Annotated in this window: 27 protein-coding genes; all 27 read right to left on the bottom strand. The window is 62.1% G+C overall.

What is annotated here, in order from left to right:
• Positions 1-162: 162 nt before the first annotated feature.
• Positions 163-642 carry a hypothetical protein gene (locus tag HNR55_RS12485; protein WP_166115882.1) on the bottom strand — a complete coding sequence of 160 codons (480 nt, stop codon included), beginning with the start codon at positions 640-642 and terminating at the stop codon, positions 163-165.
• The gene (locus HNR55_RS12480; RefSeq protein WP_166115880.1) at positions 629-1,096 is read right to left on the bottom strand and encodes a hypothetical protein; all 468 of its coding nucleotides are present in this window, start codon (positions 1,094-1,096) and stop codon (positions 629-631) included. Before HNR55_RS12480 ends, HNR55_RS12485 begins: the two co-directional genes overlap by 14 nt.
• A gap of 67 nt (positions 1,097-1,163) precedes the next feature.
• On the bottom strand, positions 1,164-1,607 hold the full coding sequence (locus tag HNR55_RS12475) for a hypothetical protein (RefSeq protein WP_166115878.1): 444 nt from the start codon (positions 1,605-1,607) through the stop codon (positions 1,164-1,166).
• Entirely contained in the window at positions 1,607-2,551 is a 945-nt protein-coding gene (locus HNR55_RS12470) for a hypothetical protein (protein WP_166115876.1), read from the bottom strand. The genes HNR55_RS12475 and HNR55_RS12470 overlap by 1 nt, the downstream gene beginning before the upstream one ends.
• Before the next feature lie 2 nt (positions 2,552-2,553).
• Positions 2,554-3,126 (bottom strand): DUF2612 domain-containing protein, encoded by a 573-nt coding sequence (locus HNR55_RS12465; protein WP_166115874.1) that lies wholly within the window; start codon positions 3,124-3,126, stop codon positions 2,554-2,556.
• Positions 3,126-4,352, bottom strand: a complete 1,227-nt coding sequence (locus HNR55_RS12460) for a baseplate J/gp47 family protein (protein ID WP_166115872.1) — start codon at positions 4,350-4,352, stop codon at positions 3,126-3,128. The genes HNR55_RS12465 and HNR55_RS12460 overlap by 1 nt, the downstream gene beginning before the upstream one ends.
• Positions 4,339-4,692, bottom strand: a complete 354-nt coding sequence (locus tag HNR55_RS12455; protein ID WP_166115870.1) for a hypothetical protein — start codon at positions 4,690-4,692, stop codon at positions 4,339-4,341. Before HNR55_RS12455 ends, HNR55_RS12460 begins: the two co-directional genes overlap by 14 nt.
• 75 nt (positions 4,693-4,767) lie before the next feature.
• Positions 4,768-5,409 (bottom strand): Gp138 family membrane-puncturing spike protein, encoded by a 642-nt coding sequence (locus tag HNR55_RS12450; RefSeq protein WP_242005585.1) that lies wholly within the window; start codon positions 5,407-5,409, stop codon positions 4,768-4,770.
• Positions 5,399-6,451, bottom strand: coding sequence for a baseplate hub protein (locus tag HNR55_RS12445; RefSeq protein WP_166115868.1), 1,053 nt, complete (start codon positions 6,449-6,451; stop codon positions 5,399-5,401). The genes HNR55_RS12450 and HNR55_RS12445 overlap by 11 nt, the downstream gene beginning before the upstream one ends.
• Complete coding sequence (locus tag HNR55_RS12440) at positions 6,444-6,746, bottom strand: phage baseplate plug family protein (RefSeq protein ID WP_166115866.1); 303 nt, start codon at positions 6,744-6,746, stop codon at positions 6,444-6,446. Before HNR55_RS12440 ends, HNR55_RS12445 begins: the two co-directional genes overlap by 8 nt.
• A complete protein-coding gene (locus tag HNR55_RS12435; RefSeq protein WP_166115864.1) occupies positions 6,746-7,459 on the bottom strand; it encodes a hypothetical protein in 714 nt (237 codons plus the stop codon). Before HNR55_RS12435 ends, HNR55_RS12440 begins: the two co-directional genes overlap by 1 nt.
• Before the next feature lie 205 nt (positions 7,460-7,664).
• Complete coding sequence (locus HNR55_RS12430; protein WP_166115862.1) at positions 7,665-8,432, bottom strand: DNA/RNA non-specific endonuclease; 768 nt, start codon at positions 8,430-8,432, stop codon at positions 7,665-7,667.
• 64 nt (positions 8,433-8,496) lie between these two features.
• Positions 8,497-9,555, bottom strand: a complete 1,059-nt coding sequence (locus HNR55_RS12425; RefSeq protein WP_166115860.1) for a hypothetical protein — start codon at positions 9,553-9,555, stop codon at positions 8,497-8,499.
• Positions 9,556-9,686: 131 nt separating this feature from the next.
• Complete coding sequence (locus HNR55_RS12420) at positions 9,687-10,157, bottom strand: hypothetical protein (protein WP_166115858.1); 471 nt, start codon at positions 10,155-10,157, stop codon at positions 9,687-9,689.
• Entirely contained in the window at positions 10,157-10,591 is a 435-nt protein-coding gene (locus HNR55_RS12415; protein WP_194300270.1) for a phage tail fiber protein, read from the bottom strand. The genes HNR55_RS12420 and HNR55_RS12415 overlap by 1 nt, the downstream gene beginning before the upstream one ends.
• 2 nt (positions 10,592-10,593) lie before the next feature.
• Complete coding sequence (locus tag HNR55_RS12410) at positions 10,594-11,757, bottom strand: DUF3383 family protein (protein WP_166115856.1); 1,164 nt, start codon at positions 11,755-11,757, stop codon at positions 10,594-10,596.
• 4 nt (positions 11,758-11,761) lie between these two features.
• Entirely contained in the window at positions 11,762-12,322 is a 561-nt protein-coding gene (locus tag HNR55_RS12405) for a phage neck terminator protein (protein ID WP_166115854.1), read from the bottom strand.
• Positions 12,277-12,657, bottom strand: a complete 381-nt coding sequence (locus HNR55_RS12400) for a hypothetical protein (protein ID WP_166115852.1) — start codon at positions 12,655-12,657, stop codon at positions 12,277-12,279. Before HNR55_RS12400 ends, HNR55_RS12405 begins: the two co-directional genes overlap by 46 nt.
• A gap of 26 nt (positions 12,658-12,683) precedes the next feature.
• Positions 12,684-13,166 (bottom strand): DUF4054 domain-containing protein, encoded by a 483-nt coding sequence (locus HNR55_RS12395; protein ID WP_242005584.1) that lies wholly within the window; start codon positions 13,164-13,166, stop codon positions 12,684-12,686.
• Positions 13,166-13,609 carry a hypothetical protein gene (locus HNR55_RS12390; protein ID WP_166115850.1) on the bottom strand — a complete coding sequence of 148 codons (444 nt, stop codon included), beginning with the start codon at positions 13,607-13,609 and terminating at the stop codon, positions 13,166-13,168. The genes HNR55_RS12395 and HNR55_RS12390 overlap by 1 nt, the downstream gene beginning before the upstream one ends.
• Before the next feature lie 5 nt (positions 13,610-13,614).
• Entirely contained in the window at positions 13,615-14,676 is a 1,062-nt protein-coding gene (locus HNR55_RS12385; protein ID WP_166115848.1) for a DUF2184 domain-containing protein, read from the bottom strand.
• 6 nt (positions 14,677-14,682) lie between these two features.
• Positions 14,683-15,225, bottom strand: a complete 543-nt coding sequence (locus HNR55_RS12380; protein WP_166115846.1) for a structural cement protein Gp24 — start codon at positions 15,223-15,225, stop codon at positions 14,683-14,685.
• 18 nt (positions 15,226-15,243) lie between these two features.
• On the bottom strand, positions 15,244-16,482 hold the full coding sequence (locus tag HNR55_RS12375; protein ID WP_166115844.1) for a DUF2213 domain-containing protein: 1,239 nt from the start codon (positions 16,480-16,482) through the stop codon (positions 15,244-15,246).
• A complete protein-coding gene (locus tag HNR55_RS12370; RefSeq protein ID WP_166115842.1) occupies positions 16,475-18,178 on the bottom strand; it encodes a phage portal protein in 1,704 nt (567 codons plus the stop codon). Before HNR55_RS12370 ends, HNR55_RS12375 begins: the two co-directional genes overlap by 8 nt.
• Positions 18,175-19,437, bottom strand: coding sequence for a PBSX family phage terminase large subunit (locus tag HNR55_RS12365; protein ID WP_166115840.1), 1,263 nt, complete (start codon positions 19,435-19,437; stop codon positions 18,175-18,177). The genes HNR55_RS12370 and HNR55_RS12365 overlap by 4 nt, the downstream gene beginning before the upstream one ends.
• Positions 19,418-19,894: a terminase small subunit-like protein gene (locus HNR55_RS12360; protein WP_166115838.1), complete on the bottom strand. Its 477-nt coding sequence runs from the start codon at positions 19,892-19,894 to the stop codon at positions 19,418-19,420. Before HNR55_RS12360 ends, HNR55_RS12365 begins: the two co-directional genes overlap by 20 nt.
• Positions 19,830-20,249: a hypothetical protein gene (locus tag HNR55_RS12355; RefSeq protein WP_166115836.1), complete on the bottom strand. Its 420-nt coding sequence runs from the start codon at positions 20,247-20,249 to the stop codon at positions 19,830-19,832. The genes HNR55_RS12360 and HNR55_RS12355 overlap by 65 nt, the downstream gene beginning before the upstream one ends.
• Positions 20,250-20,394: the final 145 nt, after the last annotated feature.

Raw genomic sequence — 20,394 nt, 5'->3', positions numbered from 1 at the left:
GTCTCTTTTTCCTCCTCTTCCATCCTCCCCTTTTTCAACCTGCCGATTCAGCACGGGCAGACACCGCTGCTGGCTCCACGCCCCAGCCCGGTATGGAACCATGCCCCATACCGGGCTGTACAGGGCCATCTGCTGTGCATGCGGCTGTGCGGAGCAGTTTTTTCAGGCGCCAATAGCGCGGGCAAACAGGGCCGCATTCTGCTGTGCATCCGCAGCACCCAGCAGCGTATTATAAAATTGTTTATGATACGCGCTTAACCCTGCGGAATCCGTTGCCACAGGCAGTTGGGCGGGGGCACGCACATAGGCAATACGCGCCATGGCACAGGCATAGGCCAGATTGCTCACCAGCAGTTCTGCACTGCCCACACCTGCTCCGGCTCCCCCCACCTGCCGCAGGGCGCTGGTCAGGTCAGGGCGGAAGCGCAAAAAATTCCGCCATATGTCATCATGTGTTGCGGGCTCCATCTGCCACAGGCCCAGAGCGGGACCGCCACCATTCTGCCTGAGCCATACAAGCCCGCTCTCCACCAGCGCCGTGCCGGTCAGCAGGTTGACTGCCGCATTCCCCCCCAGTTCCAGTTGCCCCAGCACCGGGCTTACCAGCAGCGCCTTGAACTGTGCCAGATCAAGGCCCGGCATGGGATGCCCCCTGCACCGGCATGTCCCACGGCTCGCGCAGGTGCAGCCAGTGCACCCATATGGTGCTGGCCACTTCCTGATCGGAGAGCAGCGTGGACCCCACGGCTGCGCCAACCGTACACAAAAGACCCGCTATAACCGCAAGTTTTCTCCACCTGTGCAGGCTGTCCTCGGCCAGCTGGTTCTGCCGTTTCTGCGCACCGGTCTGCTCTGCCAGTTGCTGGGTCAGGCTGGTCAGGGCATTGCGCATGTCCTGCGCCTGAGCCGCCCGGTTGCGTTCGCGCTCCTGCCCCTGCGCTTCGATGGAAATCAGCCGCTCCATCATGGCGCTCTGGCCGGACTTGAGTGTATCCACATCGTCCTCCAGCCCATCAAGGCGGCGGGCGTGGCTGTCCACGATTACGCGCAGGTCATCATCAGCCGCGCAGGGTCCTGCGCACTGTGTTTCAGTCATCTGTTCCATCCGGACATAAAAAAACCGCCTCAAAGGGCGGCGGGTCTGCGGGGTGCTCTGGCTCGGCTCAGGACGCAGGGCTGCTGGCCGCCATCACATCCGCAGGCTGGGCGGGTAATGCCGTACTGGTGGTATCCGCGCCGCTGGCTATGGCGGCGATTGCCGTTACATACGCCTTCATATCCGCCGTAAAGACCTGCCCCATGGCAGAGGCCAGATTGGCCTGCTGCTGTATCCACACCATTGCCGAGGCCGCCTGTGTTTTCAGCGGCACGACAACAACAGGCGGCGTATAATCGACCAGTCTGCCATTCTCTACATACATGCTTGTTGTGCCGGTATTGCCACCCTTTGCCGCCCACTGCTCCGCCGTCAAGGCAAACAGGGCGCTGGCCGCGGGCAGACCATCTGTGGAGGAATAGGCCCACATGTCGTACCAGCCGCACGGAGACTCAAAATCTGCATAATAGCGTGCCGGATAAGCCGCTTTCAGATCATCAAGAACGCTCATCAGAATTCCCCCACCGCTATGACAGGAATAAAATTGTTTTCCAGCAGATCGACAAGATTACTGCCGCCACCCCAGCCCACCCCGTAAATACTGAGCCCCGTATTACTGACAGCCAGAGTTCCGTCAGGCAGTATGAGAATACCAAGGAAAGACCATTTCTGAGACTGTTCCTGTGTTGATGCGATCATGACAGTTGGTACCGTTCCCGGCTTAAAAGCCTTGGGAAATGTTATGCTGGTCGTCCCTGATGAAAACTTGACATATGCCGTAAACGCCTGAACCTTCAGGGTAGGATCAGACATGGGCAGATCGGCAAGGTTCGCCATAATGGGGCTATTTGTCCCATCTCCGAACACCGCGCGCCCGTCCGAATTTTCCACAAGGGACGTAATGCGTGTCTGGCCTGTTCCCGGAACAGACGGAACATACTGCGCCGCAACGCGCGCGGCGGCTTCACCCGTGATCGCCCCATTCAGCATCTGGTCGGCACTGCCACGCTGCTGCGCCTCGGAGGTCAGGGCAGCCTGCGTGGCCAGCCCGTTAAACAGGGACTGCCACGGCGCACCCGTTGCGCCGGGGGTGGAAACATTGGCCTCCGCCGTGCTGACCCAGAATGCGCCGGGCACGACCCCCGCCACAATGGCCCCGGCGGGGTACCCCCCGATGGACTGGGCAAAGCCTGCATCAAACGCCCCGACCCAGCCTGCCTGCACCACCTGCATGGCGCTGGAGAGCAGGTTGAGCAGGCCGTTCATATCCTGCCCACGGGGTGGTTCGCCCCCGGCCGCGCGGGCAATAAACGTCTCAGGCGGGAAGCCAAGTGCGACCGAGGCCGTGCCATCGCCCGCCGTAGCCTGTGTTTGCGGAATAACCGCAATATTGCCCGCAACGGCTGCCGCCCCTATGGGTGTGCCAAACAGCTTGCGGTCATCTGTGCTTTTCATGATCAATTGCTCTGAATCTGGTAGGATACGGAAACACCCGCAGGCCGGGGCAACACGCCACTGTTCTGGATGATGCTGACCTGCACGGCAGTCGGCACAAAGCTGAACACGTAGGTCATGCTCATGTCGTTATTGTCGCGCACATAGGCGTCGCCCTGCCCGGCAAAAAGCGTTGTCAGAATCTGGTTGATCTCGAACACCGACCCGCCGGAAATATTGGCCAGCGCACGGGCGTATATCAACTGGCGGTAACCATCGTCAGACAGACGGTAATTGCTTGTTGCCTCCACCCCCCGGTACCATGGTGCATTGGCAAACCCTTCCTCCGTCAGGTCCGAGGCTTCATAAAACCCGAGGTAAGACTGGGCAGAAAGGCTTAACACGCGGGAAACCCCGACAATGCGGCCCCATACGTCCAGCCCGTACCCCTGTGCGGTGTGCAGGTTCCAGACCTGACTGTACCACTGGTCAATCAGGGCTGCGGGGTCGAGCATCTGGTTCCAGCCTGCAACCAGTGCCTGCATACGCGGCGCATTGGCATACTGGGATAAAAAAGTCTGCTGCACGCCCTCCATCAGAGCACCTGCACAGTAATTGTTGCGGCTGAAACAACAGGGATCTGATCAATATTGACCTGCACGGTGGAGGCGGCTGGCTGGGCGGCAAGACCCACGGTTATGCCGACAATTTTAACCCAGTCCCCCACCTCGCTAACGCTGGAATAAAAATTGCTGGCGTAAACCGTGCCACCAATGGGCACACGCTGCGTGCCCGTGGCCCCTTCAAACCCCGCCACAAGAGCGGCCTGCACATCCGCCACCGCCGTAGACGGTACAGCAACCCCACCCGCCAGCACCACCGCCACATAAACAGGTGTTGCCTGCGCGCGGGTAAACTGCACGGTATATTGTGGATGTTTGGCATAGGCTGCATTGGGGTCCGTCACAACCACACTGCTTGTGCCCACACTTGCGCAGCCGGGTGTTTTTTTACGCATGATGGCCAGAGCCACATCCGTATCCAGCCCGCCATTGACACACACATACAGGCTGTGCGGGGGCAGCGTTACCCCGCCTGTGGTCACAGGGTTTGCCGTGCTGTTCTCGCTCACATAGGCATCGGTCACACCGGGGGTGGACAATACCTCCCCCGCCAGCGCATCCAGCGGCCCCATGGCATTGCGTGCTACGGTCTGCTGGCGGCGCAGTTCAAACGCCTGCCGCCCTTCCACCGCCTGCCCGGCTACCCCTGCCGCGGCGTTGCTCACACTGGTCAGCCCCACAACAGACTGGTACACGCCCAGGCTCAGCGGCGGGCATTCCACCGCCCCCGTAACCGTGCACGAAAACGTGCCCACCCCATACCCCGTGGCATCCAGCGTTATGGCGCCATCGGCTGCATAGGTGTTACCACTCCCGTCCTGCACCAGTGTCCCCTGTGGCACAACAGTACCTGCCGCACCCGAGCACTGGCAGGTGACCACCGTAGCCGTGGCGGGTTTGCGGGTCATGAAATACAGGTTGCCAATGGCGTCCTGCATACGCCCTGCTGCCCGCGCGGGGTCCACACCATTGAACAGGGCAAGCATCTGGTCATACGCATCGCCCACAATGGCGGTAAGGGACATGGCAAGCTGGCCCTGCGGGGTGGACAGGTCGGTATTGAGCACATTGCCAAAAGCTGCGTTCATATCATCAAGAATACCGACCAGAATATCGCTTTCTGCCGGAGCCACAAACCCCGCATCGGTCATGGTTGGGGCGGGTACGGCGGTGGTCCCCACGGTGTTAGAACCCGACATGCTGCACATCTCCCGAAGTGGTGGATACAAGAACATAGCCAGATAACTGGCGGTTGGCGGCAATGCCGGTCAGCACACACCGGGCGGCGGCCACACCGGCCACGGCACTGGCTGCCTGTTCCGCCTGCATCCGAAACACAGGCGCAGCCTGCGTGTGAGCCAGAATATGCTGGCGGTAGGGCAGTCCGGTTGCGGTGTTGTAGTAACATTCACCCATAAAAACCCTGATGGCAGAAGCAACATTCTGGCATACGGCATAAGAGCCCGATGCCACGGCCATATTGCCGCTGGCATCGGGCAGCAGGTCCCATGTGGTCCGGTCAAGCAGCAGCGTGTTCATGACGCCCCAATAAAAAAAACCGCCCATTGGGGCGGTATGTTACAAAAAACAGTGTCTGTTGCACGGACATGCGCCTTATTGCGGGGCACCTGTTTTGCCCGCTCCGGGCTGCACGCCTGCATGGGTATGGTTTTGCAGGCTGATCTGCCCGGCCTGCACATCCCCCTGCGCACTCAACCCACCCTGCACCTGTACTGCACAGTTGATCTGGCATTGGCTGGCATTCACCACAAAGCGGCCTGTGGTATTCAGCACAAAGTCCTCCCCAACCCAACCGGCGTATTCCTGCGGGGGAGCATTTAAAAACCCGCCAATATACAGGGAGTCTGCATAATCATGCTGGCGGTAGGAGCCGGGGGCTGCTGGCTGGCGGGTGCTTTTTACGCTGGCAATATCCCGCCCGCAGACAATAATGGCCCCGATATCCCCCACCACCGGGTCACAGATCAGCGCGCGTCGGCCCCCTTGCAGGCGCAGGTAGGGCACGTTGTGAATCAGCCCGTGCGGCGTGGTGCGGCCTGCCCCGTCCTGCTGGTGGACCATGGGTTGCACATCCACCATGCCCACCGGCTCCAGCCCTGTTCCGCGCACGGCCCTTACCTGCACAAGAGCCGTAGCTCCCAGCATGGCCAGCACCCGCCGAATGGCCGCATTGGTGGCGTTAAACGCACTGGCCCCATCCTCGGCCCGCAGGGAGCCTACCAGTTTATCTTGCAAATGCCTGTCCGGCAAAGTCTGGCCTTGCCGCCTCTACTGTTGTGAACCATGACCCATCGGGCCGTTCGGTTTGCAGGTCATGATGCACGTTCTGCACAACCCATAACCCGCCTGTGGGCAGCGGACTGCCACCGGTGCGCATCTGGCTGGCCTGCGCAGACCCGGCCTGTGTGGAGGCAAATCCCGCAGCACCCCCTGCCGTGGCCTGCGTGGCGGTTCCGGTTTGCAGGCTGACCGTATCCCTGAACCGGATGTCGGGGTTGAACACGGTCTGGAACGCCACACCATACTGGCTGTAACTCGGGTAACCCACCAGCCCGGTCGCCACGCTAACAGGGTGCACCGGCCCATCCGCCTCCATGCCCGCAGGCCAGATGGCCAGCACCCCCACCCCGATCTGGTAGGAAATACGGGCCGCGCGCGCACAGCTATCCACCTGCTCGGCTATGGACCCCTTGTAGTACACCCCTCCGCGCAGCAGGATCTGCACGCCATAATTGGCAAAACCCAGCCCCGCCTTGCTGGCCAGCGCCTGCATGACCGTAGCAACCGGCACATCCCCCCCAAACGACGTTGAGGTCACCGGCACGGCCGCTGGCAATGCGCCTGAGAGGGCACGGACCTCAAACGTTACATCGGGGCTGTTGGCGTAATCCACAAAAGCCTCGACCACGCCGCCAGAAAACACAACCGGCAGGCTGCCCTGCGCGGCACTGTTCCCCGCCATAATGGTCACCGTATTACGCGTTTGCGCCGCCATACCCGCCTGCATGAGCGAAAGGCGGTTAAGCAGAGGCTGCGCCAGCCCTTCCACCCGCAAGGCGCAGGTCATCCCGCTTTCCAGCCCTGTGCTCATGATCTGGCAGTGCACGCAATAGCCGCTCAGAGTTATTGTTTCTGCCCCGCCGGGGCCAAACCCGTCCTGCGCCAGAGTGAACACCACGTCCACCTGCCGGTTGGCCAAGGCGGCTGGCTGTGTACCCCCCTGCACCCCCAGCGTACCCCCGGCGGCTACCGTGCTGTCCTGTGCGGTCTCAGTCATTGGCGTCCTCCGCGTAAACAAGCACAAAACGGCTGCCAAGGCCGGTGTAATCGGGGTCCTGCGTGCCCTGCGTATCTGCAAAGGCCAGGTCTCCGGGCAAGGTGGTGGCACTTTGGCGCACAAGCCATGTGCGGTCCTGGCACAGCACGCCTGCCAGGACGGGGCTGTCATCCACCCACAGGGCGGCGTACAGGCCAGTGCTGCGCTGCTGCACATCCAGCCTGCATGCCTGCCCCGAAAGCGGCACACGCAGGCTCTGATAGGCAACCGCGCTCAGGGGAATAACAACCGCCATTACAAAAACCCCGCCACGCTCATGTTGGAGGTAAGGGCCTGCACGTGCCCTCCGTTCCGCACAGCCTGCCCCTGCGGGGTGGCGGTGCCCGCATATGTTGCGCTGGCCCCCAGCCGCACCTCCTGCACAACCAGTTCGGCCACCAGCATGCTCACCCCTGCATGCACATCTCGCCGGATCCGGTAGCCGGTTACGTTGACATTGGCGTAAACCGCCTCGGGCATAACAATGTGGTAAAGGCCAAGGTCGGCCACCAGCGCATCCAGTGCCGCCACAAACAGCGCACGCGCCTGCAACCCGCCAGAAAGGGCGGGCATACCCAGTGTGCTGAGCAGGTCCCCCAGCACACTCGCACTCCCCAGTTCCATGCTGGACCCGTCGCACAGCATTTCCACCCCATACTGGCCGGGCATGCGCACCTTGTTGTAGGATAGGAAGGACCCGTTCTCCAGCGGGGCAGTGGCAATGCGGCACTGGCTCTGCACATCCAGCGCGCGCACATGCCCCGATGTCAGGACCGGTCTGTTATCGGGCGTAAAAACACCCCATTGCCGCTCGGCCTGCGCCAGAACAGCGGCATTCAGCATGGTTGCCACGGCTGTGGAGGCCGAGGCCGAAACCCCTGCCTTAACCGACTGGCCCAGAAGGGCAGGCACCCCTGCCGCCACGGGCACATCCCATACGGGGGGCAGACTGATGGGAAGCATGGGCATGATGGCAAACTCCATCCTGTGAAATGACAAAAACAAAGGGGAAAAGGGCTGCGCCAGTACATGCCCTATGGAGGGCACGAGGCACGAGGCCGTGGGAATGGGCGGCAAGGGGGAACGCAACAAAAAAGCGGCCACTGGGGCCGCCTGTTGCACGTTACAAACCCTCCTACCCGCCCTGCCCCAAAGGGAGGGAGCCACACAACATTCAGGGGGAGGGCAGATGCCACACCTGTGCCTTGACCTGCGCAGGAACGGCAGGGAACGGGTCCACCCCCGTATTGCGGATAAGGGTCTGCACGCTTACCTGATCGCAATGAGGGTGAACGGGGCGGTTTTTGCACACATACACCCCCGCCCTGCCCCGCGTGGGGGAGTAAACGGCCTTCCATACCGAGCTTGGCACATACACATGGTCATGCCCCTGCATGGCAATGGGGCGTAAATGAAAAGCCGGGCCTGTAACCACATACAGTTCGCCCTCACGCTCGGCCAGCAGGCGCACCTTGTGCTCCATGCGTGCCCAGATCCCCTTATTGAGCACAGAGGCCTGAGGAACAATGTTGGACAGGGCATAGGTTTCCTGCTGGGCCTGTAGGGTTGGCTGGTCCCCACTGGGGGCCATGTGCCCGCGGTCATAAGGTTTTGTGCGCCTGTAATCGCTCAGCGCGGCACCGCCGGGCCAGCGCGGGTCGGCATAAAAATGCCCTTTGCGCGGCAGGTCAGCCGCAGCGGCCAGATCATTCGCCCGCAGGTGTTCCGCCGCCCATAACGGTCCGTGCGACACGGTGGACACAAGGGCCGCATACCCAAGGTTACACAGCAGGGTCGTTCCCTGTTCCAACTGGCGGTTGGTCAGTGCTGGCAACTGGGCATTTACCCCGAATGCCTGGCATTGTTCCTCCACCGCCCAAGCGGGAACAGCAACAGAACACCATACAAAAAAAGCCAGTACCACACGCATGGGGCGCACCATAAACCAGTTTCCTGCCCGCATGATAGACCATGCCAGCACCTTGCACCGCTCAACGATACAGAGCCTAGAACTGCCCCATATTGGCCTGCCGCGCCTGCATGCGCAGCGTGCTCATCCGGTGGGCGACCTCATTCCCGATAGCCTGTGGGGTGCTGTTGGGGGCATTGACTGTAATCTGTGCCTGCACCGCAGGGGCGGAAGCCGTGGAGGGGAGCACCATACTGGCAACCCCCACGGCCCGGCTGATGGCATGCAGGTAATCTGGCACAGGGGGGAGTGCCCCCTGTGCTGCTCCCTCCAGCCCCCCAGACACACCCGCATGGTGCAGAACATCTGCCATAAGCCCGGCATGGTGCGGCATGGCGCGCATTGTGTCGTAAACACCGCACATCCTGTGCACAGCCCCAAACGCCGCATTTTTTTGTGCCTGTGTGGCCGCCATATGCCCCAGCAGCATGGCCACGCCATGCCCGGCCGGAACGTAAACCTTTTGCCCATACCCGCCTGCAATGGCGCACATAGACCTCCCCCCTCCAGCATCGGGCACCAGACAGGAAGACTGGTGGGTAGCGAAGGACTGCACAAATACCGGCTCGGAGGGAGCCAGCAGCGCAGCACTCCTCAGCACGCCAGCCCCCTGCGGCGCAGTTCCGGTAAAGGCCATACCGGGTAAGGCCCCATCCTGCCGGGCTGCCATAACCTGCACCGCTCCATCTGGTGCCACAAATTGCTGTGGCATCTGCCACAGGGCGGGCGATACTGGGCGGTCCTGCCACAATTTTTGCAAAAATCCGCTTAAAGCGGGCTGGCTTTTTCCAACCTGCTCCAATGGCTGCACCGCAGGGAAGGACATTCCGGGAGAGAATGCTGCCATACCGGGCACCTGTGCCCCGGCCAGCCCGGCCCCTTCTGCCCGCACCATTGGAAGCGCAGCCATAAGGGCTGCCACCACACCCCGCCCGTGCGCGCCCCCCGACCTGAGCGGAGAAGCCCCGCCCTGCGCGGCCCCCACCAGCACAGACAGCACCGCCCGCGCCATTGCAGCATGCACCGGCACCGCGCCTGCCCCACCGGAATACCGGGGCACCAAGGCGGCAGTCAGGCACTGTGTTAGCGTTGCCATTGCGTTTTACCTGTTAAAGCGTTTGATAAGAGCCATTTCCAGCAGGTTTTCAAAATCCTCGCTGTCATAAACGGTTTGCAGCTCGCACAGGCTGGCCAGCCCTTCGAGCATGACCAGCGCGTGCCGCTCGCTTACATTGGGGCATCGGGCGGCGGCGCGCCGGGTTCTGTCTGAAGCAGGGCCGACAGAAGGGAAAACAACGGGCCGACGCCCTTGAAAAAATCCACATGCAGGGCAAAAGCTTCCTTCTGGAGCCAGCCAACGGTGGGGATTTCCTCCAGATCGCTCTCATCCAGCGGGCGGCGCACGGCGGCGTTGCGCGGGTCGGGCTGTACGCTCACACACCGCATGAGCCGCTCCAGCAGGCTGTCCATCCGCTCGGGGTCCATGGCACCAAAAATGCCCAGCCCCACGGCTGCAAGCCCGGCCAGCCCGGCATCCACCTCCAGCCCCGGAATGTCCGCGCCCGAGGCAATGGCTGCCTGCAGGCAGTGCCGCCCCCACTGGTCCGCCTCCATGGCGGACATGCGGGTAATGACAAACACCTTGCCGTAATCCGCCCCTTCAAGCGGGACGGTCACGCTGGTCTGGCGGATAGCCATTACAGCCCCGCCGGGTAAATGGCCTGCCAGCTTACGGCAAAATGCCGGTCTGCCAGCAAACGTCCGGCACTGGGCATGGGGGACACGCCGTGCAGAACGCCATTGACCAGTGTGTATTTACGACCTGTGCCGGTGAGCGTAATTTCCGCCCCAAGACGGTAAAGCGTGCGCGCGGTCTGCTGGGCGGTCATAATGGCTTCAAACACGATGACGCTCTCGCTCGCGGCAGAAAGCGTAATGGACTGCTCCACGGGTTCGGGCACAAAACCCGCGTTCAGGTAACCATCTATCGACATCTGGGTATGCGCGCAGTTCTGCTCCGCCACATCCCACGCCCGGTCGGTTGAAAAGTTCTTGAGTGTGACGGGCGCATTATACAGGCCCGGCACGGTTATGGTGAAAATGGCATTGGCTGCCGAAATATCGAGCGCCATAATTACTGTACCTCAACACTGTTCAGGGTAATGGCCTGCACGCTCTGGCCATCCGCGTACCACAGGCGCGCGGGCGGGGTGGTACGCGCCACACGGAAGGACGCCGCAGCGCTGGACACGTTGGGCATAAAATACCACCCCCGCGTGGCCACGCTGTCCGCCGCCGTAGCCACGGCCGAGGCATTGTTGATCTGCTGCCTTTGCGCCGTGCTTAACGCCACACCGGGCTGAATGGCCCCAAAACCCAATGCCTGCGTAATGGTGCCCTGCACGGCAGCCGCCACCAGGGTATCGCCCTCCGTATTGTACGGAATCTGCCCGGTATTGAGCAAAAGGGTGATCAGGTCCGAGGTCAGGCTGGCATTGAGCCAGATCTGGTTGACGTAACTATCCGCCCACAGGAACGGGCCAGACACACAACCGGGCCGCATGAACTGGAACGTGCTGGAACCGTTGGCATACGCACCGTAAAAATTGTAGCCGTTATCCAGCAGTGTTGCGGCCATTGTGCCATCCATCACAGGCGGCACAATCAGCCCCGATGCATCCTGCACCATGGCCAGCGTCTGCCGCCCCGCCGTTGTGCCAAAGGAGAGGGACGCCATCCACCCAAGGCAGAGGGCCGCTGTCTGCGGGTCATTGTACACAGCGCTGACCCCGCTCAGGTTCTGGTTTTTAAGCCATACGCCAAATGCGGTTGTGCTGTTCTGGGTGGTGGCCTGGGTGTCCGTATCCCACAGCACGGCCCAGATGGTGTTCCCCTGAGTGGCCACCCACTGGGCCATGGCCTGCTTGTCCGCCAGATCAGGCTCAAAAGCGGGGGTCAGGGCATTCCATGCGGCATTGGTGGCGCGCAGGGCGGTTAGCTGCTCGGCCACGCTCTGCCCGGTTGCGGGGTTTGCGTACCCCCCAAACAACAGACGGGCGGGCGTCAGGGCCGCATTGGTGTAGCCTGCAAAATATACGCAGGCCATCTGGTATTCTACGGACTCCATACCAAATGCCGCACCCACATCGGCTGCGGCGGTAAAGTCCTTTACGGTGCCCACGGGCACAACAGCGGCATTGGTGCTCAGGACAAGGCCGGTCAGGGCGTTCAGGCTGCCACCGGCGGCCAGTACACCGGGGGTGACCTTGACAATGGTGGAAATGGGAATGCCAGCCACAGCGTTACTCCTCTGGCGGGTCGGATACATCGGCACTGAGTGCGATGACCGAAAGGGTTGTTGCAAAATCCTGAGCAATACTCAGGCTGAATGTGACCTGCATGTGCAGGGTTACAGTCCAGTTTTCTTCATACTGATGTTCGGCGTCCCTGAAGCCGGACTGGATGGGGGCTTCCACATCCAGCGGGGCAAGCGGGAAGGGCAGACCCATAAAAAAGGCACCGGCCTGCGGGTCGCGCCACAGGGCGGCTATGGTTTGCACGTAGCTCCCCGCACCACAGCCAAACACACCAAGCTGCACGCCCAGCTTTACGGGTTCGCGCACCTCCCGCGTGGTGGGCGTGTAACTCCAGCTATTGGTGGCAAGGCGGGTACGCTCCACCAGAGTCATGGTAATAAAAGGGGCTAAAGGTGGGGCCACGCGGTTCTGCTGGCCCTGCACCACCTGCACGCATGAAGGCAGGGTGCTGAGCAGCCAGTTGCGCACGGCCCCATAAATCTGCCCATCATCGGGAAAGGTTACGCCTGTGGGCTGTTCTGCCGTATCACCAGAACCTTGGACCATTCCCCCTCCCCCCATTGTTCGAGGGACTGGGTAATGAGCCAGTCCGCTCCGTAAAACTGCAAAATATCGCCCCCGCACTGCAATGCGCCGTTAAGCGCACGGGCGGCAGCAGGCAGGTACACCACGCGCCTGTCCGCCTGCTGGGCAATATTCTGCACCAGTTGCAGGTCCTCCCCCGCTACGGCCTGCACCTCTATTTGCAAATCCAGTGCGGTGTAGGTGGGGGTCTGGCTGCCATCGGGGTTGGTTACACTCCCCGTGCTGGCCAGCAGGGTTGCCGCAACACAGGGGTTGACCGCACCACTCAGCCGACCAGCCAGTGCAAAAATCTGCATGGCGGAACACTCCGGTTACACAAAAATCAGGGCCATATCCGTGGCATCTGCGGTCCACCGGGCACGTAGCGTGCCTGCCGCAGCCCCCGCGTGGCCGCCCAGAAGGCCGCCCCGTACTGGGTCTGGGCAAACCATGCCGCGCGCTCGGTCTGGGTGGCATAATCGGTTGTGACCGACACACTCCCCCTGCTGGCGGAGGCCACACGCCCCACCAGCCCGCCATTGCCGCCCTGCTCCTGTGGCAGCTCAAGCGTGGCAATATGGGCCACCAGCAACCCCAGCAGCAGCGCGCGCCGCCCTGTATCAGGCACCAGGCCTGTGGGGGTATTGGGCAGGTACAGCGTAGCCTGCTCAAAACAGGCCTGTGCCTGCGTTGCCCCCACACTGGCCGCAAGCCCCGCGAACCGGGCCGACCAGGCCGTGTAATCAAACACGACCACGCCCGGCATGGCGGCACCTGTTGTGGGGACCGCCGTTGCAGGTACAGGGGTTGTGGTGGCGTCGGACATCAGGCGGCATCCCGGGCAAAGGGTGTTACACCGGGCAGGCTGGTGGGCTCCAGCCCTTCCAGCCCGGTGCGGTGCTGGCCACGCTCGGCCAGTTCCGCCCCGGCGGCATCCGTATCGGGCTGGGCAAAAATCAGCCCGTTCTTGAGCGGCAGAAAGTTGGGGTTCTGCGCCAGCCATGCCTGCCAGAAGCTGGCATCCACCTGTGTACGCCCCCCCATGCCCAGCAACAGGTTGTCCCGCGCATGGTAGCGCGGGTCTGCCTTGGCCCCGTTCAGCCGCACGCACGTGCTGGGTTTGGGCGGCGCCATAACCGGGGTAGCCGCACGGGCCCGCGCGGCCAGTTCGGCCGTGTCATACAGGTCCAGCACAAGCCCTGCGGGCATGCGGCAGATAACCGTAACCGTGCCCCCTGCGCGGGAGGCATTGGAAGATGCTGCTGCCATTGGTTTTAAACCCCTGCCATGGTGACGCAGGCCTGCGGGTAGAACCAGATGGTCCCCCATGTGCCCTGCGATTTTTTCTGCCGGAAGCTGGAAGAATACCGTTCCACCGCATGGGCACGCAGTTTTTCGGTAAAGGCGGTGGTCACGGCCTGCTGGCCTTCCACCTCGCTGACAAACAGCTGCATGAGCGTGGTAGCCGCCTGCCCGCCACCCAACGTGACCCCGGCTTCGGGCAGGGTCTGGATGGTCAGGTTGGGCAGGTTTTTCTTCAGCAGGTCACTCAGCGCGACCTGATACTGGTTGGTATAGAGCAGGCACTGCTGCCGCTCGGTGGGAATAACCAGCGTAAGGGGCGATTCAAGCGTAAGGTTACCCCCCATCTGTGCAGACAGCGTGCCAAAAGCCTTGAGAATATCAGCATAAACCTGAACGGGGTCCGTTGTATCCGCCCATGTGTTCCCTGCTGCTGCCGTGCCGGACGCCGCAAATTTGGGCGTGGGGGCAATGGCGGGCGGCAGGTTGGGGTCGTTGAGCGCACCATACAGTTCCAGCCCGGCAACGCCGAACAGGTTGATCTGGTTCTGGTTACGGTTCAGGACCGAGGCAGAGGCAAGGTTCTTCTGGTTGACCCAGTCAATTTTGGCAGCGCCCATACGCTCCACCTCACGCTCGCCCCAGCGGGTCCAGGTCTGGTAGTAAAAAGACTGGCGCTGCACCCAGTTGGCGTTGGAATCCACCGTGCCTGCGGGGCTGTAATCATCATACGCTGCGGCATAACCGGAGAGTTCCACAACCGGGAACTGTGCGGTATCGGTTGTCCAGTCCCCTTTACGGGCGGTGCCGTAAATGGCCTCCGAGCGGGTGGGCGTTACCAGAGCGCGAATAACCACCGGGTCGGTATAGGTGGTGAACAGGGCGGGAATACCGCTATTGGGCGCGGTCACCGCCATATTGGCAGGCAAGGCCGCATCCTGCGCCAGTTCGGAAAAATAGCGGCTGACACCACCAAGATGGATCCCCCAGTCCCGCGCAAGGGCTGGTGCATCGTTCCGGAAAAAAGTGCTCATACCCTGTTAGTTCCCTGTACCAGAGGTGGAGGAAAGCGCGCTACGCGCACCCGCAAGTGGGCCGGTGATAATGAACGGCAGCCCCGCAGCCGCCCCCTGCGCCACCGACCAGCCCGTATCCACCGTGCCGGTAGGGGCCGCCCCTGCGGCCGCACACTGGAGCGTGCCATCACTAAGGGAGGCATAAACCGCCTGCCCCGTGGCCGAGGCCGTGGTCGCCTGAGCGAACACATCCCCCCCTTCGGCCAGCCCCACCATAAAGCCCTGCGCAATGGTCATGGTGTTCTGCTGCATATACTGCGTGGCCTGCCCCTGCTGGGCGCGCACAACAAAACCTGTCGGTGCTGCCTTGGGGTTTGTCGGGTCAGGCTTGTTCAGCACAGTGGTGCCGTCAGCCTGTACCCAGGCAAAGGCGGCCACAACCACACCCCCCGCCCCGGCACAAAACCCGTTAGCCCCGGGCACAACCATGCGCTGGGGGTTCTGGCTGGCCCATGCACCGGGGAACCCGGCAGGCCAGCCATAATGCACTGTATTGGGAAAAGGCATTGCTTTTTCCTCCTTGTTTTAAAGTTTACGCGGCGCAGACACGCCAAAGCGGGTTGCCAGATGCGCCGCATGGGGGGCCGCATGATCGGCCGCGCCCAGCGCATGCCCCGCGCGATCCCCCATGCCGGATGCGGCGGGGGTAGCCGCCGTGCCAAGGCAGGCCAGCACAAGGGCCTTGAGCCCCGGCTCGTTTACGCCCTCCGTGCCCACACCCTGCTCACCCAGAGCGTAGCGCAGAATATCGGCCGCACTATCCATGCCCAGCACATCACCCACCAGCGGGCGGACAAGGCTGCGGGCTTCCTGCGCGCTTGCGGCACGGGTGCGTTCGGCGGCCAGAGCTGCGGCAACGGCACTCTGCACCGCGCTGTCCTGCGCAGTGGCAGGCTGTGCCGCCTGGTCCTGCTCGGTGGCCGAACGGGCGGGCTTCTGCTCCGGGGATAGGGAAGGGCTGCCCGCAGTGGTGTGGGCTGCGGGGCCTGTGCCACCCGCCCCTGCCTCTGCCGCGCCATTATCCGGCGGCACCGGGGGGGCTGCTCCTTCTGCCGTGCCCTGCGCACTGGCTATGCCGGTATGCCTGAGCCATGTTTCCAGCTCGCTCAGGCTTGCGGTCATGGCCAGTGCGCCTGTGGCAAAAGCCGTGCCAAGGCGGGCAAAAACCTGCCCCGCCGTGGGGGCTGCATGTGTTTGAACCATAGCAATATCCTTTGGTTTGGCATCCGCCACCACAACATCCGGCCCGGCACGCCCACTGGGCACAAGAGCCACGTGGTTGCCGCGAATGTTGGTCATGCGCCCGTCATAGGGCTGGCCTTCAAACTGGCCTGCCTCCATGACCGGCGTGTAGCGGTACGCGCAGGAGAGTTCGCGCTGCGCGCCCGAGCGGATGTTATGAATGGCCCCGGCATTCCAGATCGCCAGGGAATTGGTCAGATACGGGCTGGTAAAGCGCGCATTGGTGCCCGTGGTGCCCACAACCAGATCGGCCCGAGGGGCGGCAGCGGTAACGTGGGCATGTTCGGCCAGCACCGGCAGGGCGTTAAAGCTGGGCGCTGCGCGGGCCAGTTCCGCGGGGTCACGCAGCAGGTTGTACAGCCTGTCCGGGGCAAGGCCCAGCGCATCTGCACCGGGTATTTCGCGCCCGTAATAGGCGTTAACGCACGCCTTGCTTATGGGGGTTGCGGCCACATGCAGGCGTCCGTCCTCATCGGTCATGCGGACCGAGCCCATGCGGTCATGGGCGAGTGTGTCATTCATGCTGTTCTGCTCTTTTTGCCTGTGGCGTTTTGACAAAATCCGCATCCGGCCCACCACCGGGCATGGGGTGGGCAAGCCCTGCGGTGCGGTACAGGCTCTGGGCATCCGCTGCCTCACGCGCACGGGCCTCGTGCGGGGTGATCTTGCCCGAGAGGATATTGGCCGTATCCATGTCGGTTTTGGTTTTTTCCACTGCGGCGGCTTCCTGCTCGGACATCTGCCACAGGGGAACGAACTCAAAATCCAGATCGGGGTCTATGCGCCCCCACAGGTTAAGCTGAACATGGTGAAACAGAGCCCGCAGCACGGGGGCCATGTGGGCCTCCTGAAAAGCTGCGATCTCGTCATAAAAAACCCTGATTTCCCCTTGCGAGGACGCATTAAGACCCTGCGGCTGGATCCCAAACAGCTTGACCAGCGGAATACCGGGAATACCGGCCATGAACTCCTGCGACTGGGCCTGAAGTTCCGCAAGACCGCTGAGCGGGGCTGACTTTATGTCAAAATCCTCGCTCTCGCGGTCGAGCACGAACGTACCGTTGTTGCTCTGCCAGGCATTCATGGCCGCAACACGTGCGGTAACACTCTGGGCATCAATATCGGCATACTGCACGCCGGTATCGGACTGCATGGTGCCGCTCATATCCGTTTTCAGAATCTTGGTGGCAAAGTTGCTCACCATGTCCGATACTGACTGCCGCGTGCGCAAAAAATTGTGCACGTAGGTTTCCAGCATCTGCGGCAGGGCCAGACCGCCAAAGTTGAAGGCGGGCTTGAGAATATCCGGCACTTCAAACGGCACCACGCTCAGCAGGCGCGAACTGTTGACCAGCACCCCCTGCACCCACCAGTCCGCCGGGCGATAGTAATCCGCCCGCAGCGGGTTATCCGCATTATAGCTGTTGGGGGTGGTCCATATGGGGTCTATGTTCACCAACCGTTCAAGCTGGCCTCGCGCCATGCCGTGCGGGGTTAGGCACAAAGGAACGGCCTGCCCGGCGTCGTTCAGGGGTACACCACGCAGGCCAACCCATATATGGCCCACGCCAAAGCCCAGACCATGCACAATCTGGCGGCGCACCACATCGCGCACATGCAGGCGCTGGAACTCCACCTCCACCGCACGCAGGCGCGCGGCTGTCTGGGTGGCATCGGCCTGCACGCCGTTGCAGCGGAAGCGGATCCATGCCCGTGTTGCCTCACGCGCAATGATTTCCACGGGTTTTCTAAACTCGGCCCGCAGCATCATGGCGGCCAGAGTGGGGTAGCCTTTAAAGGCAAGCCCCTGCTCCACAAAGCTTGAGACCATGCCATACTGCGCGCTGGCATACGCCCCCAGCCCTTCATCCATAGCCAGTGCAGCCGCCCCTGCCCCGCGCACCCCGCGTGGGGGCTGGTAAGGCAGAAACAGGGCCGCCGCCCGGTCCTGTATGGTGGGGGAAGGCTCCTCCAGAGCATGCCCGCCAAAGCCAGACAGGGCACTCAAGCCCAAACGCCGCTTACCCCCGCCATGCCCTGTGTGCGGGTGGGTTGGCGGGCGGGTGGATGATGGGGCCGCAGCGGGCGGGTTATGGGGCAAAAATGGCTCCATGCGCCCAGCCTTGCCCCGTTGCGCCGCTGTGGCTGCGCGCACTCCCCCACCCTGCGCAGGGTTTGCGCCTGAATGCCCACGCAGGCGGGCCAACCAGTTTGTCATCCGTTTTTTCCGTCCCTGCTGGCGTGCAGAATGTGCCGGAGCGTTCCGGCGTTAAAGCGGGGCATGGTGCGCCGGTTGTGAATAATCCCGTCCAGCGCATAGCGCAGCGCATCTATCCAGTGGTTATGCGCGTCCTCCACAATGGGCAGAATATCCCCTGTGTCCTTGTCTATTCTGTAGGAATACAAACGAAATTCCTCCGCAACCCGCTTGCAGCGCGGGTGCACCACAATGGCATCAAACGCTTTAAGCCGGGCTATGCCGTCCTCCACGCTGCCGGGCCATTTTTTGGCGGCACTGATACGAAACCCATATGTGCGGGCAAGAAAACTTATGGTTTCCGGTCGGGCGCCATCGGCCTTCCATGGCCATTGCCCGGCATTGGGGACCTGCCCCAGCACGGCGGGTATGGCATCCAGCTCCACGCCAATGCCTCCGGCTTCATGGTCGATATACACTGTATTGCCCGCAATAAAGCAGCGCAGAGCGGCCAGTGGGTCTTTGGCAAAACCCCAGTCCACACCGTAGTAAAACCGTGCATCCTCGGGCACTGCAAAGTCCTGCACCCGCACCCGTCCTGCAAAAATCTGGGCTGCGGAAAAACTCTGGTAATCCCCTTCCCACACATGCCCGTATTCATCGGGGCGGGTGCGCTGGTCCTCCAGCCGCTCTGTTGGCAAGGTGCCCTGATCAAACCACGGGTTATCCGACCAGTTGGCCCGCACGGCCACAAGGTCCGCCCGGTCCGAGCCAGCACCACGGAAAAACGCATCCACCGCATCGGTTGGAGCATGAGGGTTCCATGATGCCCAGATTTCCGCCCCTTTTTTGCGTAAAGTGGGCCGCAGCATACGCCAGCTCAGGGCGGAGACGGACTGCGCCTCCTCCACCCATGCCCGGTCAAACCCTTCAAGTGACTTCAGGCTTTCTGCCGTGTGGTTCTGCATGCCCTGAAACACAATCAACCCATCCCCCGGTGTGCGAATGGCCCTGTCCTGCACATCAAAATACTGTTGCAGGTTAAACTGGCTGATTTTATCAATAATCAACTGGCGGGAGGACAACTGGGTGGATTTCTGCACCTCCCGGATGCACACTGTGCGGTGCCCTGCCAGCCGCAGATGCTCCTCCACCACGCATTCGCCAAAAAAATGCGACTTGCCAGACCCCCGCCCCCCATAAGCGCCTTTGTAACGGCACGGAGCCAGCAGGGGTGCGAACACCCTTGCCGTGGGTATTTTAAGGCTTGGTCTGCTCATTTTTTACTGCTTCTCGCACCTGCGGGTCCACAATCACACGGCGAATGGTGCGGGGCCTGCCATCGGGCCGGGCCGCGGGGGGCTCCTGTGGTTCACCTGCTGCTTTTTCGCCGTAGCGGGCAGGCGCACGCTTGGACATGATCCATTTGAGGGTATCAATCCGCAGGCGCATGGCGGCTGTATCTTCCCCGCTAATGCTATGGACCTCCTGCAACAGCCGGTCCTCAAACGCTTCTGCTGCCAGCACTCTTGCGCGGGCGTAGCGACTGGCCAGTGTGGGGCTTGCACGCAGGCTGGCGCGCATATGCTCCCATGTTGGCATGCCCGTCCCCGTGCTGATCTGGCGCAGGGTGTGGCCTTCCTCCGCCTGACTGAAGATATGCTCCCAGACCTCAGGCGTAATAGCCGGTTCGGGCAGTACTGTGGCGGGAACTGGTGTTTTTTTGCATGCAGGCATGGGTGCTGGCCTTATTGTGGGGCGTGGTCCTGTGCGGCCAGCCTCCTTCCACCGTCTGGCTGGTACGCTCGCGCGCGATCATGGCGTGAATGCGCTGCATGGCAGGCTGGGGGAGCTGGCCCACAATCGAACCACGTACCGCCCGCTCGCGCACCACACAGCGCACGCGCACCTCTGGCGGCAGGTTGGCCTGCGCACTCTCGCACCACGAAAGGGGAACATCGGCCCTGTGGCGTGTATTTTCCGCCTCGGGCACCAAAAAGCAGAGCAAGGGCAGGCCCGCACGCAGGCCAACACACACGGCATCCGTGCGGTGCAGACGCACCACATCGGCATAGCTGACTGACTGGATCATGATTTTTCCACAAATGGCGAATACGGCCCTGTATGCCGCGTAGCGCCCAGCCCATAAAAAAAGCCGCCCGGTGGGGCGGCTTGCTGCGGTCTGGCGCAGGAATTCCAATGTAGGTATTTACATACGCAGGCTGCGCGCACATGGC

Source organism: Acetobacter lovaniensis, from assembly GCF_014207635.1.
GTDB classification, from domain to species: Bacteria; Pseudomonadota; Alphaproteobacteria; order Acetobacterales; family Acetobacteraceae; genus Acetobacter; species Acetobacter lovaniensis.
Note: the sequence above shows the minus strand (reverse complement) of the source record. Positions and strands in the feature narration are given on the sequence as shown.

Bases quoted from the DNA above. Each gene is read 5' to 3' on its own strand.
- HNR55_RS12445 (WP_166115868.1), bottom strand. From the start codon at position 6,451: ATGACTGAGACCGCACAGGACAGCACGGTAGCCGCCGGGGGTACGCTG.
- HNR55_RS12475 (WP_166115878.1), bottom strand. From the start codon at position 1,607: ATGAGCGTTCTTGATGATCTGAAAGCGGCTTATCCGGCACGCTATTAT.
- HNR55_RS12485 (WP_166115882.1), bottom strand. From the start codon at position 642: ATGCCGGGCCTTGATCTGGCACAGTTCAAGGCGCTGCTGGTAAGCCCG.
- HNR55_RS12355 (WP_166115836.1), bottom strand. From the start codon at position 20,249: ATGATCCAGTCAGTCAGCTATGCCGATGTGGTGCGTCTGCACCGCACG.
- HNR55_RS12395 (WP_242005584.1), bottom strand. From the start codon at position 13,166: ATGTCCGACGCCACCACAACCCCTGTACCTGCAACGGCGGTCCCCACA.
- HNR55_RS12365 (WP_166115840.1), bottom strand. From the start codon at position 19,437: ATGAGCAGACCAAGCCTTAAAATACCCACGGCAAGGGTGTTCGCACCC.
- HNR55_RS12400 (WP_166115852.1), bottom strand. From the start codon at position 12,657: ATGCAGATTTTTGCACTGGCTGGTCGGCTGAGTGGTGCGGTCAACCCC.
- HNR55_RS12460 (WP_166115872.1), bottom strand. From the start codon at position 4,352: ATGTCGGGTTCTAACACCGTGGGGACCACCGCCGTACCCGCCCCAACC.
- HNR55_RS12440 (WP_166115866.1), bottom strand. From the start codon at position 6,746: ATGGCGGTTGTTATTCCCCTGAGCGCGGTTGCCTATCAGAGCCTGCGT.
- HNR55_RS12455 (WP_166115870.1), bottom strand. From the start codon at position 4,692: ATGAACACGCTGCTGCTTGACCGGACCACATGGGACCTGCTGCCCGAT.
- HNR55_RS12465 (WP_166115874.1), bottom strand. From the start codon at position 3,126: ATGGAGGGCGTGCAGCAGACTTTTTTATCCCAGTATGCCAATGCGCCG.
- HNR55_RS12425 (WP_166115860.1), bottom strand. From the start codon at position 9,555: ATGGCAACGCTAACACAGTGCCTGACTGCCGCCTTGGTGCCCCGGTAT.
- HNR55_RS12435 (WP_166115864.1), bottom strand. From the start codon at position 7,459: ATGCCCATGCTTCCCATCAGTCTGCCCCCCGTATGGGATGTGCCCGTG.
- HNR55_RS12370 (WP_166115842.1), bottom strand. From the start codon at position 18,178: ATGACAAACTGGTTGGCCCGCCTGCGTGGGCATTCAGGCGCAAACCCT.
- HNR55_RS12420 (WP_166115858.1), bottom strand. From the start codon at position 10,157: ATGGCTATCCGCCAGACCAGCGTGACCGTCCCGCTTGAAGGGGCGGAT.
- HNR55_RS12375 (WP_166115844.1), bottom strand. From the start codon at position 16,482: ATGAATGACACACTCGCCCATGACCGCATGGGCTCGGTCCGCATGACC.
- HNR55_RS12480 (WP_166115880.1), bottom strand. From the start codon at position 1,096: ATGACTGAAACACAGTGCGCAGGACCCTGCGCGGCTGATGATGACCTG.
- HNR55_RS12430 (WP_166115862.1), bottom strand. From the start codon at position 8,432: ATGGTGCGCCCCATGCGTGTGGTACTGGCTTTTTTTGTATGGTGTTCT.
- HNR55_RS12390 (WP_166115850.1), bottom strand. From the start codon at position 13,609: ATGGCAGCAGCATCTTCCAATGCCTCCCGCGCAGGGGGCACGGTTACG.
- HNR55_RS12470 (WP_166115876.1), bottom strand. From the start codon at position 2,551: ATGAAAAGCACAGATGACCGCAAGCTGTTTGGCACACCCATAGGGGCG.
- HNR55_RS12380 (WP_166115846.1), bottom strand. From the start codon at position 15,225: ATGCCTTTTCCCAATACAGTGCATTATGGCTGGCCTGCCGGGTTCCCC.
- HNR55_RS12405 (WP_166115854.1), bottom strand. From the start codon at position 12,322: ATGGTCCAAGGTTCTGGTGATACGGCAGAACAGCCCACAGGCGTAACC.
- HNR55_RS12360 (WP_166115838.1), bottom strand. From the start codon at position 19,894: ATGCCTGCATGCAAAAAAACACCAGTTCCCGCCACAGTACTGCCCGAA.
- HNR55_RS12415 (WP_194300270.1), bottom strand. From the start codon at position 10,591: ATGGCGCTCGATATTTCGGCAGCCAATGCCATTTTCACCATAACCGTG.
- HNR55_RS12385 (WP_166115848.1), bottom strand. From the start codon at position 14,676: ATGAGCACTTTTTTCCGGAACGATGCACCAGCCCTTGCGCGGGACTGG.